The sequence below is a fragment of the Acinetobacter sp. genome, from assembly GCF_039596015.1.
Classification (GTDB): Bacteria; Pseudomonadota; Gammaproteobacteria; order Pseudomonadales; family Moraxellaceae; genus Acinetobacter.
In genome coordinates this window covers 42,390-56,899 of sequence record NZ_JBCNKN010000010.1, presented here as the reverse complement: position 1 = coordinate 56,899, position 14,510 = coordinate 42,390, and the positions used below count along the sequence as shown (strand labels likewise).

Below are 14,510 nucleotides of genomic sequence, written 5' to 3'. Positions count from 1 at the left end.
CCTGAGTAAAGGACAAATTTCGTGTTTAAACACAGTATATTCTTGCGTATATATGCGGGCGTTGTTGTTCTCGTCGCGCTGGTTGCAGTATTTTGTTACCTGTTGGTGCAAATTATTAATTATCAACGTGCGCAAGAATATCGAGAGTCCTTAACCGATGGTATTGCCTATGTCATCAGTCAGGGGGTAGAACGCCAACAAACTGCACAACAAAAGCAGGATTGGATTTCAGATGCCTCCGATTTGCTCGAATTACCTTTATATTTTGTGGAACGCTCTAAAATAGACCTTTCACGTTCTGAGCAAAAGCGTATTGATCAGCAGCAGGCAGTCGTCCGTTATGATGCGCAAACCATGATTGCGACTTTGCTTATTGGGTTGCCTCATGATCCAAAGCATTATCTTTATATTAAAGTAAATAAAATTGGTGAACGTCAAATGAAGGCGTTACCTATTTTTATTTTAGACTATCTGATTTATTACCCTGGTCAGGAAAAACAACATCTCGAAAAAATCCGTCAATATTTTTCATACCCAATTGAAATTCACCCAATCCTCAGTTTAGGGCTTGACTCTGAACAGATTGGGCGTTTGCGCCAAGATCAAAGCATTTTGTTGTATAGAGATAGTGCCACTATTCGAGGTACAACCATTTCGATTGTATCGCCAATGCCGAATAATCCTGCTGAAGTATTGGTGATTGGACCAGTACCGATGTTTAACTGGATGCCTTTTCAGTTGGCGGCAGGAATTACTTTATTAAGTTTATTCTTATTAAGTCTGGGTGTTTATGGTTTGATTTTGCCAATGCAACGCAAAACGCAGCAGGTGATTAGTGCCTTAAATAAAATGAAAACAGGTGATTTGTCGATGCGATTGCCTGTTGAAGGACATGATGAAATGGCGAGCTTATCTTCAAGCTACAACGACATGGCAAGCCATATTCAACGTTTGATTGAGGCACAAAGAGAGCTAATGCGTGCAGTTTCGCATGAGCTTCGGACGCCAGTTGCGCGTATTCGTTTCGGGATGGAAATGCTGGCGGATGAGGATGATTACGAGTTTCGTAAAAGTCAGGTCGAGATGATTGATAAGGATATTGAAGCACTCAATACACTTATTGATGAAATCATGACCTATGCCAAACTTGAACAGGGAACACCATCACTTGATTTTGAGAGTGTTCAAATTACAGATGTGTTGAAGCAAGTTGCAACAGAAACCGAAGCACTGAAAACCCAAAAAGTAATTGAAGTTGCGACTGTAGATGACACTGTAGTTGCCGATGCAGAACGACGTTATTTACATCGTGTGGTACAAAATCTGGTCGGAAATGCAGTGCGTTATTGTAATGAGCGCATTCGAATTAGTGGTGGTATTCACGACAATGGTCAGGCCTATATCTGTGTGGAAGATGATGGGGCGGGCATTCCAGAAGAAGACCGTGAGCGTGTCTTTGATGCATTTGCGCGTTTAGATGACAGTCGGACGCGTGCCTCTGGAGGATATGGTCTTGGTCTGTCCATTGTGAGTCGGATTGCATTTTGGTTTGGTGGTAAGATTCAGGTTGATCAAAGTCCTGACCTCGGTGGTGCGCGGTTTATGATGACATGGCCTGCTAAACGCTTTAAAGCGCAAAAAAATAAACGCAAAGAAAAAGACGAGGTATAAAAAGCCTGTTGAACAGGCTTTTATCCTTTTAAGGTATTTAGGTATAGTCTGAAGCATCGGGTTCGATGACAGGCTTTCCTTCATTCAAGCTTTGAATTGCGTCGGCATTGAGTGTTAATACAAGTTGTTGTAAAGCAGGGTCAATGGAATAACTTTGAATAATTTTTTGGTCACCATTGAGCGTTTCGACTTTATATTCATCCGCAATGTTTAAAATACTGTCCAGATTTGTGGTTGCAGAAGCGGTATCATTTTGAAAAACCTTTTCTAAAACATCTAAAGGAATCGTCATGGTGCTGACAGACTGCGAATTTAAATGTTGTTGCACATACCGAACAAATAGCTGCGCAAATAAAAAATAATTTGATGTGTGTGTAAATTCTAGACCCATAGTGCCTCCTTTATCTTTGTGGCTTTTAATTTTTGTTAAAACCAGTGTAGATGAAAAACATAATATGAAGATAAAAAAAGTTTATGTTTTTTGTTGGAGAAACACATTATTCAGGTGAGTTAATAGACTTGAATGCAAATGATAATTGTTTTTTAATCTGGTGGATTTTTAGTATGTGATTTGAAAAATGACCGTATTGAATATTGTGTTCGCATTCAACTTTGGTATATAAATAGAAAAAAACTGTTTAATTGAAAAAAAAGTGATTTGAGTTTTTTCTAATTGTAGAAAACGATAAGTAGGGTTTGCAAAAGCTGTACTATCGTTTATTTGCCTTTTAGGTTGAAAAATAATCAAAAAATAGCCAAAAGGTTAAGGTGACTAAACTAGCCACGTAAATTATAAATCGGGTACAATTAGTGCGTTTAATTTTATGTTTGGTGTATTTTTAGGCCAATACATACATTCAGTTAAAAATAGGCCTGCCAGGAGTTTTCCCCGCATGAGTGCCATTACTCCATACGATTGGGCAATTATTGCCTTCGTGATCGGTGTTACATTCCTTTGCGTCTTTATGCTTACAGTTCCGTTGCTCCTAGGAGGTAAGTCATGGGGTCGTGCAAAACAAGAACAGTTTGAGTCAGGTGTTGTGGGTGCTGGTGGTGCCCGTATCCGCTTGTCTGCCAAATTCTATCTTGTTGCAATCTTCTTTGTTGTTTTCGATTTAGAAGCACTTTATCTATATGCATGGTCAACTTCAGTTCGTGAAGTCGGCTGGTTTGGTTTTGCAACCGTTACCGTGTTTATTGTTGAACTTTTAGTTGGTTTGGTTTACGCACTATCTGTTGGCGCATTAAATTGGTCGCCATACGATCGCCGCAAGGCAGCAGGAACTTTACCAAAAATTGGTTCACCAAATATGGATATTGCTGAAATTACCCGTTTCAACTCAATTGAAGAATTGGTATGTGACCCTACAGGAAATATTCCTGCACAATCACGAGTAAAAAAAACCACAGTCATGGCTGACAACAAGGAGTAATACGGGATGAAATACACACTAACCCGTGCTAATCCAGAGGCGGATCAATATCCGTTACAAGAACGACAAATCGTTAATGACCCTCTTCAGGAAGAAGTGAATAAAAATGTATTCATGACACGCTTGGAAGATGTGATGCATAACGTCGTCAACTGGGGTCGTAAAAACTCAGTTTGGCCGTTTAACTTTGGGACATCGTGCTGTTATGTAGAATATGCAACGACATTAACAGGTGTACATGACTTGTCTCGATTCGGTGCAGAGGTGATTCGAGCTTCACCGCGTCAGGCTGACCTGATGATTGTTGCTGGTACCTGCTTCGTGAAAATGGCACCTGTTATTCAGCGTTTGTATGAGCAAATGCTTGAACCTAAATGGGTCATTTCAATGGGTGCATGTGCCAACTCTGGCGGTATGTACGATATTTATTCAGTCGTACAAGGGGTTGATAAAATCATTCCTGTCGATGTTTATGTTCCAGGATGCCCACCTCGCCCAGAGGCTTTGATTCAAGCATTAATGTTATTGCAAGACCAGATTCAACTAGAGCGCAGACCGCTCTCTGCCGTGATTGGTGATGATCTGAAGCCTGTATATAAGCCGAAGATGATGCCAGAACGTGATCGTAAAAATGCACAGCGTATCGCGGTTAAAAATTTACGCTCTATGGATGAGATTGAATAATCTAAGCGAAGGATTGTATTCCACCAAACAGGGTGGGAAGTTTCGTTAGGATTAAAAGAATTTGTATTAAAAAGGAAGCCAAGCCAATGGCTGAAACTGAAATTGCTATGCCAGAAGAATCGACTCAAGTTGATTCGCGCCCAGCATTTGCAATTGTAGAAGAGCTTAAAACCAAATTCGGTGAAAACTTCTACGTGCAACCGACTTGTGAAACTTTTCCAACGGTCTGGGTTGAACGTGCTCGCGTACAAGAAGTTTTAATGTTCTTGCGCACGGTGTCACGTCCATACGTGATGCTATTTGACCTTTCTGCGGTGGATGAGCGCATGCGCCAGCATCGTGAAGGTTTACCTGCATCAGATTTCACAGTGTTCTATCATTTGATTTCATTGGAACGTAATGCGGATATCCGTATTAAAATTGCCTTGAATGAAAGTGATTTGAATGTCCCAACGGCAACAAATATCTGGCCAAATGCCAACTGGTATGAGCGTGAAGCTTATGACATGTTTGGGATTCATTTTGAAGGCCATCCAATGTTACGCCGTATCTTGTTACCAACGTACTGGGAAGGTCATCCGCTTCGCAAAGAGTACTCTGCACGTGCGACAGAATATACGCCATATATGCAGAATCAGGCGAAGCAGGATTTCGAGCAAGAGCATTTACGCTTTGTCCCTGAAGACTGGGGACTAAAACGGGGCAACAAAGACGAAGACTTCATGTTCTTGAACTTGGGGCCAAACCATCCATCTGCGCACGGTGCTTTCCGTATTATTTTGCAGTTAGATGGCGAAGAAGTGAAAGACTGTGTTCCTGATATCGGCTATCACCACCGTGGTGTGGAAAAAATGGCTGAACGTCAAACATGGCATTCATTTATTCCCTATACAGACCGTGTAGACTACTTGGGTGGTTGTGCGCAAAACATGCCTTATGTCATGGGTGTTGAGCAGCTTGCAGGCATTACCGTTCCTGATCGTGCGCAATGTATTCGTGTCATGATGTCGGAATTATTCCGTATCAATAACCACTTATTATTCATTGGTACAGCAATTCAGGATGCAGGCGGTATGACTCCTGTATTCTATATGTTTGCAGACCGTCAAAAAATCTACGATGCGATTGAAGCCATTACTGGTTTCCGTATGCACCCAGCGTGGTTCCGTATTGGCGGAACAGCACACGACCTTCCAAACAACTGGCAAAAACTGATCCGTGAGATTCTTGAGTGGATGCCAAAACGTCTGGATGAATACTACACTGCTGCATTGAAAAACTCGGTGTTTATTGGTCGTACCCGTAATGTTGCGCAATACGATGCAAAATCTGCATTGGCTTGGGGTGTAACAGGTACAGGTTTACGTGCAACAGGGATTGACTTCGATGTTCGTAAATATCGCCCATATAGTGGTTATGAAAACTATGACTTTGAAGTACCGCTAGAGTATGAAGGCGATGCTTATGCACGTGTCATGGTTCACTTCCATGAAATCCGTGAATCTCTAAAAATTATCAAGCAATGCTTAGATAACATGCCTTCTGGTCCATATAAAGCGGATCATCCATTGGCTGTTCCACCGCCTAAAGACAAGACATTACAAGATATTGAAACCTTGATTACGCACTTCTTAAGCGTGTCTTGGGGCCCTGTAATGCCAGCAGGAGAGGCTTCTGTGATGGCGGAAGTGGTGAAAGGTGCAAGTAACTATTACTTAACATCTGACAAAGCAACGATGAGTTACCGTACTCGTATTCGTACGCCAACATTCACGCACTTACAGCAAATGCCTTCTGTGATTAATGGCAGTCTCGTTTCTGACTTAATCATTTACTTGGCAACCATTGACGTGGTTATGGCTGACGTGGATCGCTAAGGGGTAACGCATAATGATGATTTTGACTGATAAAAAGCCACGTGTGAATGTTGAAGGGATTTTGACTGCGGATGAAATCCACGAAATCGAACATCACATTGGTCATTATCCATACCCACGTGCGGCATCGCTTGATGCACTTAAGTGTGTACAACGCCGTAACGGTTGGGTGGATGATGCGCAATTGAATGCGATTGCTCAGCTACTGACAATAAGTGTGGCTGATCTTGAAGGAGTGGCAACATTCTATAACCGTATTTATCGTCAACCCGTTGGTCGTCACGTGATTTTATTATGTGACTCAATTGCATGTTTCTTAATGGGGGCTGAAACCCTTGCAGAAGCATTCCAGCGTGAACTTGGCATCCAGTTCGGACAAACAACAGCAGATGGCCGCTTTACCTTGCTACCGATTTGCTGTTTAGGGAACTGTGATAAAGGGCCAACGTTAATGATTGATGAAGATACACACGGTTTAGTTGAAGTGACTTCAATCAAACAGTTATTGGAGAAGTATGTATGAATACTGAACCAAAACCAATTTATGGCGACGGTAGCCCAGAAACTCACCCATTAACTTGGCGTTTGAGTAAACAGGAACATGTTCGCAGTGCAGATGACTATGAAGCACTAGAGGGTTATGCTGGCTTTAAAAAAGCACTTGGCATGAAACCTGCCGAAGTTCTGGACGTTGTGAAAGCTGCGACAGTCAAAGGTCGTGGTGGTGCAGGTTTCCCAGCAGGGATTAAATGGTCATTGATGGCGCCAAATGATGGCGGTCCTCGTTACCTCATTTGTAATGCCGATGAGATGGAGCCGGGGACATTCAAAGACCGTCTGCTCATGGAGAAGTTACCGCATCAATTGATTGAAGGCATGTTGATTGCAGGTTATACCTTAGAGGCAACTCAAGGTTATATCTTCATCCGTGGTGAATACATCGAAGCTGCACAATATCTGAATGAAGCATTAGAGCAAATTCGTGCCAAAGGTTACTTGGGTGAAAACATCCTTGGAACAGGCTGGAACTTTGAACTTCATGTGCATACAGGTGCTGGGCGTTATATCTGTGGTGAAGAAACAGCTTTGATCAACTCGCTTGAAGGTCGTCGTGCGAACCCTCGTACTAAACCACCATTCCCGCAAGTTGCTGGGGCATGGGGTCGCCCAACGATTGTCAATAACGTTGAAACCTATAACAACTTACCAGCGATTATGTTGCGTGGGCCAGAGTGGTATATCGGTTTGTCTGCGGGTAAATCGAAAGATCCGGGTACCAAAATTTATGGTGCTTCGGGCAAAGTGAAATTCCCAGGACTTTGGGAATTACCATTTGGTACAACAGCACGTGAAGTAATCGAAGAGCATGCTGGCGGTATGCGTGATGGCTTAAAGCTGAAAGCATGGTTACCAGGTGGGGCTTCAACAGACTTCCTTGCAGCTGAACACATTGATTTACCAATGGATTCAGAAAGCATCATGAAAGCAGGTTCACGTTTAGGAACATGTTTGTTGATGGTTGTTGATGAAACACAATGTATGGTTTCAGCGACACGTAACCTAGAAGAATTCTTTGCGCGTGAATCTTGTGGCTGGTGTACACCATGCCGTGATGGTTTACCGTGGGCAGTTAAAGCACTTAAAGCACTCGAAAATGGTGAAGGGAAGATGGAAGATATTCAACATCTGACTGAACTTACACGTAAATTGTGGATCGGTAAGACTTTCTGTGCCCACGCACCGGGTGCGATGGAACCGCTTATGGGCGCACTCAAACATTTCCGTAGCGAGTTTGAAGCAAAAGTGACGAATCGTCCTACCGCTCAAGCTAGCAACGTAGAACAAGCTTAAGGAATTCGACTATGGCTACAATTCATGTCGATGGAAAATCGTATGAAGTCAATGGCTCGGAAAACTTGCTACAAGCATGTTTGAGTCTTGGCATCGATATCCCATATTTTTGTTGGCACCCATCCTTAGGTTCAGTCGGTTCTTGCCGTCAATGTGCTGTGACTCAATACGCAAATCCAGAGGATACGCGTGGTCGTTTGGTCATGTCATGTATGACGCCTGCATCTGACAACACCTATATTTCAATTGAAGACAAGGAAGCAACTGATTTTCGTGCTTCCGTTGTTGAATTTTTGATGACCAACCACCCACATGACTGTCCCGTCTGTGAAGAAGGTGGGCATTGTCATTTGCAAGATATGACCGTAATGACAGGTCATGACCGTCGTCGTTACCGTTTTACAAAACGCACACACTATAACCAAGAACTAGGTTCGTTCATTGCACATGAAATGAACCGTTGTATCGCTTGTTACCGTTGTGTTCGTTACTACAAAGACTATGCAGGCGGTACAGACTTTGGTGTGTATGCCAATGCATCACGTGTGTATTTTGGTCGCCCAGAATCAGGCACATTAGAGTCTGAATTTTCAGGTAACTTAACTGAAGTATGTCCAACAGGTGTATTTACCGACAAGACTCACTCTGAACGCTATAATCGTAAATGGGATATGCAGTACGCACCAAGCGTATGTCAGGGCTGTTCTTCGGGCTGTAATATCTCTCCGGGTGAACGCTATGGCGAGCTTCGTCGTATCGAAAACCGTTTTAATGGTGATGTAAACCAATACTTCTTGTGCGATAAAGGTCGTTTCGGTGGTGGATATGTCAACCGTGAAGATCGTCCTCGTCAACCTCAATTCCGCAATGCAGGAACCGTGACAACAGTTTCTGTTGATGAAGCATTAGACAGTGTTATCGCGAAGTTACAAGGACAGAAAGTTCTTGGTATTGGTTCACCACGTGCCAGCCTTGAATCAAACTATGCATTGCGTGAGTTGGTTGGACACGACCAGTATTCAACAGGTATGGCTCAAAAAGAACAGTCATTGGTTGAATTGGCTGCATCGATCATGCAAACCGAAGGGATTTATAACCCGACGTTACGTGAAGTTGAAAGCTATGATGCCGTACTGATTTTAGGTGAAGACCTCACACAGACTGCACCACGTATGGCGCTTTCTGTACGTCAGGCAGCGAAAAACAAAGCCAAACAAATGGCGGCAGATCGCCGTACACCAGATTGGTTGGCTGAACCTGTGTTGCGTATTGGTCAAGATGAAAAATCTCCAATCTACATTTTAGCTGCGACTCAAACACGTTTAGCGGATGTAGCAACAGGTGAAGTGGTTGCTTCTCCAAACGATATTGCACGTTTAGGCTTTGCCGTTGCGGCAGCAGTCAAAGGTGACGTAATTTCTGGTCTTGCCGATGATGCTAAAGCATTTGCACAAAGCATTGCTGACACATTAAAAGCTGCGAAAAAACCGTTGATTATTGCAGGTACAAGCTTGCAAGACCCTGCGATTATGGAAGCAGCGGCAGAGTTGGCTCAAAACTTGGGTAATACTGCTGGTTTGACACTGGTCGTTCCTGAAGTGAACTCGATGGGCTTGGCATTGTTGGGTGGTCTAAGCTTAGAACAAGCTTTTGCACAGGATTATGATACGGTTGTTGTGATTGAAAATGATCTTTTCCGTCGTTTACCAGCCGCACAAGTAAAAGCTGCGTTAGACAAAGCGAAAAATGTCATCGTGTTAGATCATAGTGAAACTGAAACTGTGAAACAGGCTGATATCGTATTGTCTGCTGCAAGTTTTGCTGAAGGGGATGGTACGGTTGTGAGTCAGGAAGGTCGTGCACAACGCTTCTATCAAGTCTATGACCCAAGCTATTACAAACCTGAATATGCAATTAAAGAGTCTTGGCGTTGGTTACATGCCATTGAAACAGGTCTGAAAGGTAAAGCAATTAACTGGACTGTTTTAGATGACGTGATTGAATCCGTTGTTAAAAATGTCCCTGTACTTGAAGCTATTCAGGATGTTGCACCAGATGCGGGTTACCGTGTTCATGGTTTGAAAATTGCGCGTGAACCACGCCGTTATTCAGGTCGTACAGCATTACGTGCGCCAATTTCTGTACATGAACCAAAACAACCTGTCGATGTTGACTCAGCATTAACTTTCTCTATGGAAGGTTATGTCGGACCGCAAAAAGCAGCCTCATTGGTTCCATTTGCATGGGCACCGGGTTGGAACTCTCCACAGTCTTGGAACAAATACCAAGATGAAGTGGGTGGTCACTTAAAAGGTGGTGATTCAGGTATTCGTTTATTTGATCGTCTACCAAAACGTCCTGCACGTAGTTATGTTGCACCATCGGTTGTTGTTGCAAACCCTGAAAGTTTCCGTTTAGTACCAATGCATCATATTTTTGCATCAGGTGAATTCACCATTAAAACACCTGCCATGCAGTCACGTATTCCAGAAGCTGTTTTTGCGGTTGGGGAACAGGATGCATCACGTTTAAATGTACAAGATGGACAAAAAATTACAGTAACCGCAGGAGATACCCAAATTAGCTTGCCAGTTCAAGTGATTGAGTATTTACCTACAGGTTATATTGGCTATCCAATTGGTTTAGCACCAACAGTTTCTTTAGCTGAACCTGTCGCTGTTTCGGTAGGAGTGTAATCATGACTGAAACTTTACGCGGACTTCCGAGCTGGGCAACAGACTGGCCGATTGCTTATAGCGTTGTGCAAGCAGTGGTCATTATGCTGGTTGTTGTAGTTTTTGCAGCATTACTGTCATTTGTTGAACGTCGTTTACTGGGGTTGTGGCAAGACCGTTACGGTCCAAACCGTGTAGGTCCTTTTGGTATTTTCCAGATTGTTGCCGACATGCTCAAAATCATGTTCAAGGAAGACTGGACACCAAAATTTTCCGATAAACTCACGTTCCGTTTAGCACCAGCAGTCGCAATGGCGACGGCTGTGCTTTCGTATATGGTGATTCCTGTTAGCCCGTATTTAGGGGCAGCAGATATGAATATCGGTCTATTGTTCTTTATGGCAATGGCGGGTATTGCAGTTTATGCGGTGCTATTTGGTGGTTGGTCATCTAACAACAAATATGCATTACTTGGCGCACTTCGTTCATCTGCACAAACGATTTCTTATGAAGTGTTCTTGGGTATTTCACTTATGGGTGTGGTTGCGATTGCAGGCTCATTCAACTTACGAGATATCGTAGAATCACAACGTGATCTTTGGAATATTGTGCCTCAATTCATCGGCTTTATGGTGTTTGTGGTAGCGGGTGTTGCGGTAACTCACCGTCATCCATTTGACCAACCCGAAGCAGAACAAGAATTGTCAGAAGGTTACCACGTTGAATATGGTGGTATGAAATGGGGGATGTTCTTCGTTGCTGAATACGTCAACATTATTTTGATTTCATCATTAATTGTGACGTTATTCTTTGGTGGCTGGTTAGCACCATTTAACATCGAACTTTCATTTATCCCACCAGCATTCTGGTTCATTGTGAAAACAGCATTCTTTGTCATGATGTTTATCTTGGCACGTGGTTCATTAATGCGTCCACGTTATGACCAAGTGATGAACTTTGGCTGGAAGGTATGCTTACCCTTAGCGTTGGTTAACCTGTTGGTGACTGGTGCTGTAATTCTATTAAAGCATTCGGCCTAAGGCAGCAGGGAGAATAAGATGATTAAAATTCTAGCTGGTGTAGGGTCTGTCGTTCGTACGTTGTGGATGGTGTTTACCCATGCAACACGTAAACGCGATACGATTTTGTACCCCGAAGTACCTGCCGAACAGATTGTTCCACCACGTTATCGTGGGCGTATTGTTCTAACGCGTGACCCAGATGGCGAAGAGCGTTGTGTTGCGTGTAACCTCTGTGCGGTAGCATGTCCTGTAGGATGTATCTCATTACAAAAAGCAGAAAAAGAAGATGGACGTTGGTACCCTGAATTTTTCCGGATCAACTTTTCACGTTGTATTTTCTGCGGTATGTGTGAAGAAGCATGTCCGACCACTGCGATTCAGCTCACACCTGATTTTGAGTTAGGTGAATATGTGCGTCAGGATTTGGTATACGAAAAAGAAAACCTACTGATTTCTGGTCCTGGTAAATATCCTGATTACAACTTCTATCGTGTAACGGGTATGGCAATCAGCGGTAAAGAAAAAGGTCAAGCGCAAAAAGAAAGCGCACCTGTAGATGTACGGAGTTTATTACCATGATGTGGCCATTTTATTTAATGGCTCTTGTGGCCATTGTGTCTACGATTCGTGTTGTAACAAACGCAAATCCCGTACACGCCTTATTAAATCTGATTGTCTCTTTACTGGCGGTTGCAGGTATTTTCATGATGGTTGGTGCACCGTTTGCAGGTGCACTTGAAGTCATCGTTTATGCCGGTGCGATTATGGTGCTATTTGTCTTTGTGGTGATGATGTTGAACCTCGGTCAACATACCGTTGCTCAAGAACGCAAATGGTTAACCTCTCAAGCATGGGCATATCCTGCATTAATGAGTTTTTTACTGGGCTTAACTTTAGTTTGGATGTTGGGTAGTGATTACACTCCAACCCAAGCCATGCTTGGTAAAACGCTTATTGGGCCAAAAGCGGTGGGTGAAGCTTTATTTACTCAATATGTATTGTTGGTTGAAATTGCCGCGATGTTATTGCTTGCAGCACTGGTTGCAGCATTCCATTTAGGTAAAAGAGAACCGAGTGCAGAAGAGGAACAAGACTAATGGGTAACATTCCTTTGGAACACGGTTTGATTGTTGCATCTGTTCTGTTTGCACTTGGTTTTTACGGTGTAATGGTACGTCGCAACTTTCTATTTATTCTGATGAGCCTTGAAATCATGATGAATGCTGCCGCATTAGCTTTTGTGTTGGCAGGAAGCGTTTGGGGGCAGGCAGATGGTCAGATTATGTTTATTCTGGTTCTGACTTTAGCTGCTGCTGAGGCTTGTATTGGTTTAGCGATCGTCCTTCAGTTTTATCATCGCTTCCATCATTTGGATGTGGATGCTGCGAGTGAGATGCGCGGATGAGTTATTTATTTCTAACAATATTATTTCCGCTAATCGGCTTTGTGATATTAGCGGCAGGGCAAGATAAGCTTTCTGAAAATGTTGCTGCCATTGTTGGTGTCGGCTCAGTAGGTTTATCCGCACTATTTGCGTTGATTGCAGGTCAAAGTTTTCTAGGTAGTGGCGAAACAGCCTATGTTCAGCATTTATGGACATGGTTCAGTGTTGGTGGTTTCGCACCTGAGTTTACATTGCACCTCGACGGTTTATCTTTATTAATGCTTGGCATGATTACAGGTGTCGGCTTCTTAATCCATATCTTCGCATCGTGGTATATGCGTGGCGAAGAAGGGTACGCGCGTTTCTTCTCTTACTTCAACTTGTTCGTTGCGAGCATGGTGATTTTGGTATTAGGCGATAACCTTGCAGTACTGTTCCTTGGTTGGGAAGGCGTAGGCTTGTGTTCATACCTCTTGATCGGATTTTATTATGCAAATCCATCAAATGGTTGGGCAGCCATTAAGGCATTTACCGTAACACGTATTGGTGATGTCTTCTTACTGATTGCACTATTCCTGATTTACCAACAGTTCGGCACATTGCATACTGCGACAATCGTTGCAAATGCACATGAAGTTCTGGCACATAACCATTCTTTAGCAATTTGGACAGCATTGATGTTGTTCTTGGGTGCAGCAGGTAAATCTGCGCAAATCCCATTGCAAACTTGGTTGGCCGATGCGATGGCAGGTCCTACACCTGTTTCAGCGTTAATCCATGCTGCAACAATGGTAACAGCTGGTGTTTATTTAACTTGCCGTACACATACCGTGTTCGAAATGGCACCTGAAGTGATGCAGTTCATTTCTGTAACAGGTGCGATCACGTTACTTGTGGCAGGTTTTGCAGCACTGGTACAAACCGATATCAAACGTGTCTTGGCTTACTCAACCATGAGTCAGCTAGGTTACATGTTTATGGCTGTTGGTGCTGAGGCTTATCAAGCTGGTTTATTCCACATGCTTGCTCACGCATTCTTCAAGGCATTATTGTTCTTGTCTTCTGGTGCGGTGATTCTGGCTTGTCATCACGAACAAAACATCTTAAAAATGGGTGGGCTTTGGAAAAAGATTCCATTCGTATTTGCATGTTTCGTTGTCGGCGGTGGTGCATTAGCAGCAATTCCATTCGTAACTGTAGGCTTCTTCTCTAAAGATGCAATCTTGGGCGAAGTCTATGCACATGGTGTTCTTGCCAATCTTCCATTGTACAACTGCTTATATTGGGCAGGGGTTGCAGGTGCATTCTTAACTTCAATTTATACTTTCCGTTTAATCTGGATTGTGTTCTTTGGCGAAGAGAAAACGCATGCACATGAAATCAAAGGTGTTACATACTGGGGGCCACTTGCAGTTCTGTTAGTGCTTTCTACAGGCATTGGTGCAGTATTAAAAGCACCTGTAGCAAACCTGTTAAGTTCTGCAAAAATTCCTGCGGTACAAATTCCTGAAAACCTAGAAGCGTTAGTACAAGGTGCTGAGCATACAGCTGTTGGCATTGCACTGGCTGGTCTTGTGGTAGGTATTGTATTGTTCGCTTTTGCTTACGGTGCTGTCAAAGCATTTGCCCAAACATCTTTGGGTTCAGGTATTGCCAATATCTGGCGTAATGCATTTGGTTTTGATGCCTTGTATAACATTGTCTTTGTACAACCTTATTTACTGATCGCGAAAATTTTAGGTCGTGATCCAATTGATGGCATGTGGTTGGTGTTACCTGCTTTAGTGAAAGGTGGAAACAGCTTCGCAAGCGCACGTCAAACAGGATCATTGCGTGAATACGCTTCAAGCATGTCACTTGGTGTAGTGGTGTTGCTGATGATCTTGATCGTTATGCAGGTAGTGGGGAAATAA

At 43.1% G+C, this 14,510-nt stretch carries 13 protein-coding genes; 12 read left to right on the top strand and 1 reads right to left on the bottom strand.

Annotation, left to right across the window (positions count from 1 at the left end; all coding sequences use genetic code 11):
- Window positions 1–21: 21 nt before the first annotated feature.
- Window positions 22–1,671, top strand: coding sequence for a sensor histidine kinase BfmS (bfmS, locus tag ABDV70_RS10505; RefSeq protein ID WP_343597594.1), 1,650 nt, complete (start codon window positions 22–24; stop codon window positions 1,669–1,671).
- Window positions 1,672–1,708: 37 nt separating this feature from the next.
- Here bfmS and ABDV70_RS10500 read toward each other — a convergent pair whose 3' ends face one another.
- Window positions 1,709–2,062 (bottom strand): hypothetical protein, encoded by a 354-nt coding sequence (locus ABDV70_RS10500; protein WP_343597592.1) that lies wholly within the window; start codon window positions 2,060–2,062, stop codon window positions 1,709–1,711.
- 502 nt (window positions 2,063–2,564) lie between these two features.
- On the opposite strand from ABDV70_RS10500, the gene ndhC reads away from it, so the two are divergent.
- From ndhC to nuoL, 11 genes are all read left to right on the top strand, one after another.
- Complete coding sequence (gene ndhC / locus ABDV70_RS10495) at window positions 2,565–3,104, top strand: NADH-quinone oxidoreductase subunit A (protein WP_343597591.1); 540 nt, start codon at window positions 2,565–2,567, stop codon at window positions 3,102–3,104.
- Window positions 3,105–3,110: 6 nt separating this feature from the next.
- Window positions 3,111–3,788, top strand: a complete 678-nt coding sequence (locus ABDV70_RS10490) for an NADH-quinone oxidoreductase subunit B family protein (protein WP_343597590.1) — start codon at window positions 3,111–3,113, stop codon at window positions 3,786–3,788.
- A gap of 86 nt (window positions 3,789–3,874) precedes the next feature.
- Window positions 3,875–5,665: an NADH-quinone oxidoreductase subunit C/D gene (gene nuoC, locus ABDV70_RS10485; protein WP_343597588.1), complete on the top strand. Its 1,791-nt coding sequence runs from the start codon at window positions 3,875–3,877 to the stop codon at window positions 5,663–5,665.
- Between the two features lie 13 nt (window positions 5,666–5,678).
- Entirely contained in the window at window positions 5,679–6,188 is a 510-nt protein-coding gene (nuoE, locus tag ABDV70_RS10480; protein WP_343597586.1) for an NADH-quinone oxidoreductase subunit NuoE, read from the top strand.
- Window positions 6,185–7,516, top strand: coding sequence for an NADH-quinone oxidoreductase subunit NuoF (nuoF, locus tag ABDV70_RS10475; RefSeq protein ID WP_343597584.1), 1,332 nt, complete (start codon window positions 6,185–6,187; stop codon window positions 7,514–7,516). Before nuoE ends, nuoF begins: the two co-directional genes overlap by 4 nt.
- Before the next feature lie 11 nt (window positions 7,517–7,527).
- A complete protein-coding gene (gene nuoG / locus ABDV70_RS10470; protein ID WP_343597583.1) occupies window positions 7,528–10,212 on the top strand; it encodes an NADH-quinone oxidoreductase subunit NuoG in 2,685 nt (894 codons plus the stop codon).
- Window positions 10,213–10,214: 2 nt separating this feature from the next.
- On the top strand, window positions 10,215–11,231 hold the full coding sequence (gene nuoH, locus ABDV70_RS10465; RefSeq protein ID WP_343597582.1) for an NADH-quinone oxidoreductase subunit NuoH: 1,017 nt from the start codon (window positions 10,215–10,217) through the stop codon (window positions 11,229–11,231).
- 18 nt (window positions 11,232–11,249) lie between these two features.
- Complete coding sequence (nuoI, locus tag ABDV70_RS10460) at window positions 11,250–11,792, top strand: NADH-quinone oxidoreductase subunit NuoI (RefSeq protein ID WP_343597581.1); 543 nt, start codon at window positions 11,250–11,252, stop codon at window positions 11,790–11,792.
- On the top strand, window positions 11,792–12,310 hold the full coding sequence (nuoJ, locus tag ABDV70_RS10455) for an NADH-quinone oxidoreductase subunit J (protein WP_343597639.1): 519 nt from the start codon (window positions 11,792–11,794) through the stop codon (window positions 12,308–12,310). Before nuoI ends, nuoJ begins: the two co-directional genes overlap by 1 nt.
- The gene (gene nuoK / locus ABDV70_RS10450) at window positions 12,310–12,618 is read left to right on the top strand and encodes an NADH-quinone oxidoreductase subunit NuoK (protein ID WP_343597580.1); all 309 of its coding nucleotides are present in this window, start codon (window positions 12,310–12,312) and stop codon (window positions 12,616–12,618) included. The genes nuoJ and nuoK overlap by 1 nt, the downstream gene beginning before the upstream one ends.
- The gene (nuoL, locus tag ABDV70_RS10445) at window positions 12,615–14,510 is read left to right on the top strand and encodes an NADH-quinone oxidoreductase subunit L (RefSeq protein WP_343597579.1); all 1,896 of its coding nucleotides are present in this window, start codon (window positions 12,615–12,617) and stop codon (window positions 14,508–14,510) included. Before nuoK ends, nuoL begins: the two co-directional genes overlap by 4 nt.

Excerpts from the sequence above, each read along its gene's own strand:
- ABDV70_RS10500 (WP_343597592.1), bottom strand. The coding sequence starts at position 2,062 with ATGGGTCTAGAATTTACACACACATCAAATTATTTTTTATTTGCGCAG.
- ndhC (WP_343597591.1), top strand. The coding sequence starts at position 2,565 with ATGAGTGCCATTACTCCATACGATTGGGCAATTATTGCCTTCGTGATC.
- ABDV70_RS10490 (WP_343597590.1), top strand. The coding sequence starts at position 3,111 with ATGAAATACACACTAACCCGTGCTAATCCAGAGGCGGATCAATATCCG.
- nuoC (WP_343597588.1), top strand. The coding sequence starts at position 3,875 with ATGGCTGAAACTGAAATTGCTATGCCAGAAGAATCGACTCAAGTTGAT.
- nuoE (WP_343597586.1), top strand. The coding sequence starts at position 5,679 with ATGATGATTTTGACTGATAAAAAGCCACGTGTGAATGTTGAAGGGATT.
- nuoF (WP_343597584.1), top strand. The coding sequence starts at position 6,185 with ATGAATACTGAACCAAAACCAATTTATGGCGACGGTAGCCCAGAAACT.
- nuoG (WP_343597583.1), top strand. The coding sequence starts at position 7,528 with ATGGCTACAATTCATGTCGATGGAAAATCGTATGAAGTCAATGGCTCG.
- nuoH (WP_343597582.1), top strand. The coding sequence starts at position 10,215 with ATGACTGAAACTTTACGCGGACTTCCGAGCTGGGCAACAGACTGGCCG.
- nuoI (WP_343597581.1), top strand. The coding sequence starts at position 11,250 with ATGATTAAAATTCTAGCTGGTGTAGGGTCTGTCGTTCGTACGTTGTGG.
- nuoJ (WP_343597639.1), top strand. The coding sequence starts at position 11,792 with ATGTGGCCATTTTATTTAATGGCTCTTGTGGCCATTGTGTCTACGATT.
- nuoK (WP_343597580.1), top strand. The coding sequence starts at position 12,310 with ATGGGTAACATTCCTTTGGAACACGGTTTGATTGTTGCATCTGTTCTG.
- nuoL (WP_343597579.1), top strand. The coding sequence starts at position 12,615 with ATGAGTTATTTATTTCTAACAATATTATTTCCGCTAATCGGCTTTGTG.